Raw genomic sequence first — 2,457 nt, 5'->3', positions numbered from 1 at the left:
CAGGCTACGGGGTTCCCGACCGCTAAAATCGTCTGTATCAATGGGCCTGCTCCCGCGGGATATCGCCATGTCAGACCTATTCGATGTCAGTAAAGAAATCATCCTCATCACCGGTGCATCCCAGGGGTTGGGCCGCCAGTTCGCGCGCGTCCTGTCGGCACGTGGCGCGGCCGTCGTGCTCGCCGCGCGCCAGACCGGCAAGCTCGAGGCGCTGGCGGAGGAGATCGCCGCCAAGGGCGGGCGCGCGGTGGCGGTCGCGATGGACGTCACCGACACCGCCTCGATCGCGCAGGCGATCGACGCGGCCGAAGCGGCGCTCGGCCCTCTCACCGTGCTGATCAACAACGCCGGCATCGCAATCGAGAAGCTGTCGACCGACCAGACCGAGGCGGACTGGGAGGCGGTGATCGGCGCCAACCTGAAGGGCGCCTATTTCACGGCGACCGAGGTGGCGCGGCGGATGATCGCGCGCGAAGAGGGCGGCAACATCGTCAACATCGCGTCCGTGCTCGGGCTCGGCGTGATGAAGTTCCTGTCGCCCTACACGATCTCCAAGGCCGGCCTGATCCAGGCCACCAAGGCGATGGCGCTGGAGTTGGCGGCCAGCAACATCCGCGTCAACGCGCTGGCGCCGGGCTATATCGACACCGAGATGAACCATGATTTCTGGGCGACGCCGGCGGGCGAGAAGCTGACAAAACGGATCCCGCAGCGCCGGGTCGGCGCCGAGAGCGATCTCGACGGCGCCATCCTGCTGCTCGCGTCCTCCGCCTCGCGCTACATGACCGGCAGCGTGGTGACGGTCGACGGTGGGTTCTTGCTGAATTGACGGCGCCATGACTTGTCGTCGCGGATCTGTCGCCACAGACTCGATGCCACCTCGCCCCGCTCGCGGGGAGAGGTCGGATTGCATCGAAAGATGCAATCCGGGTGAGGGGACTCTCCGCGAGTCCCGCCGTGGAGACAGCCCCTCACCCCAACCCTCTCCGTGAAGAACGCTGTCATGTTCACACATCTTGCGGGGCGGTAGGAGGGCTGATTCCGTGGGTCAGTTGATGATTCGCGGGAGGATCTCATGGCTGGGATTGAATACGGGCTTGGACTGTTCAACGACTGTCGCTTGGAAAAAGGGGGGCCAATTTGCACGCGGCTCTGGTGGCGCGGCCGGGCTCGTGCATCCGCCGGCTGGCGGGGACACGGGCACGGGAGATTCAATTCACGCGTCTGCTGCGCAATGAAGCGGTGACGGTCGCCGAAATGGCGTCCCATGCCGCCGCGCGCACGGCCGTCCGTGCTGCGGGGCGGGACGTAGTCGTGGTCCAGGATACAAGCGAGCTGGCATTGGGAGGCCGGCGCGCGAAGGCGCAGGGCTATGGACCGATCGGCAAAGGCGGGGCCGTGCGCGGTCTTCTGCTGCACGCCGCCCTGGCGGTGGATGCGACAAGCGGCGGAGTGCTTGGCTTGGTCGATGCCAAGGTGTGGAACCGCAAGGGGGGCAAGACCACGCCCCGACGCGCACGCCAGACACAGCAGAAGGAGTCGCAGCGCTGGCTGGAGGTCGCTTCGCTGGCCGGAGAAGCATTGGCGACGGCCAACAGCGTTACGGTCGTGTCCGACCGTGAGAGCGATATCTATGAGCACTTCGCGCGACGGCCGGACAACGTGCATCTGATCGTGCGGGCGTGCCAGAACCGAAAGATCCAGACCGAGGACGAAGATCAGATCGACCTGTTGTTCCCGTATGTTGATGGCCTGCCGGAGCAGGGCCGGCTCACCGTGAAGATTCCGGCTGCACCGGGACGCAAGGCGCGAATGACGGAGCTTGCGGTGAGATATTCTCGCATCGTGTTGTGCAAGCCGCGGCACGGAGTAGCAGGCGATCTGCCCAAAACGATTGCCTTGACGATGGTCGATGTTCGCGAGACCTCGAACCCCGAAGACGGCAAGCCCATCCACTGGCGGCTTTTGACGACGCGTGAGGTCACAAGCCTCGGTGAAGCGCACAGGATCGTCGATCTCTATCGACTGCGCTGGACCATCGAAGAGTTCTTCCACACCCTTAAGACTGGGGGATTCGATATTGAGGCAGCCGATATTGGCGATCCGCAGGCCATGATCAATTTCGTCGCGGCGGCCACGGTGGCTGCCGTCACGGTGATGCAGCTCGTCAAGGCTCGCGACGACACCACGGGCCAGCGCCTCACCGACGCCTTCGAGCCAGCCGACCAGCCAATTCTCGAAGCCGTGTCGGCGCAATTGGAAGGCAAAACATCGAAACAAAAGAACCCCCACCCCAGCGGCTCGCTCGCCTTCGCCGCCTGGGTCATCGCCCGTCTGGGCGGCTGGACCGGCTACTACGGCAAACCGGGACCGCAGGTAATGCGCCGGGGCCTGGAGGACTTCCAGCGCATCAAATACGGAGCTACCCTGAGGCTTCAACATGTGTGAATCCGACAG

2 protein-coding genes are annotated in these 2,457 nt (G+C 64.5%); both read left to right on the top strand.

Annotated elements, in window-relative coordinates; all coding sequences use genetic code 11:
- Window positions 1-67 precede the first annotated feature (67 nt).
- Window positions 68-829 carry an SDR family oxidoreductase gene (locus JOY90_RS02275; protein WP_291689547.1) on the top strand — a complete coding sequence of 254 codons (762 nt, stop codon included), beginning with the start codon at window positions 68-70 and terminating at the stop codon, window positions 827-829.
- A gap of 311 nt (window positions 830-1,140) precedes the next feature.
- A complete protein-coding gene (locus JOY90_RS02270; RefSeq protein WP_291689546.1) occupies window positions 1,141-2,448 on the top strand; it encodes an IS4 family transposase in 1,308 nt (435 codons plus the stop codon).
- Window positions 2,449-2,457 lie beyond the last annotated feature (9 nt).

It is taken from the genome of Bradyrhizobium sp. (assembly GCF_019242285.1).
Lineage (GTDB): Bacteria > Pseudomonadota > Alphaproteobacteria > Rhizobiales > Xanthobacteraceae > Bradyrhizobium.
Note: the sequence above shows the minus strand (reverse complement) of the source record. Positions and strands in the feature narration are given on the sequence as shown.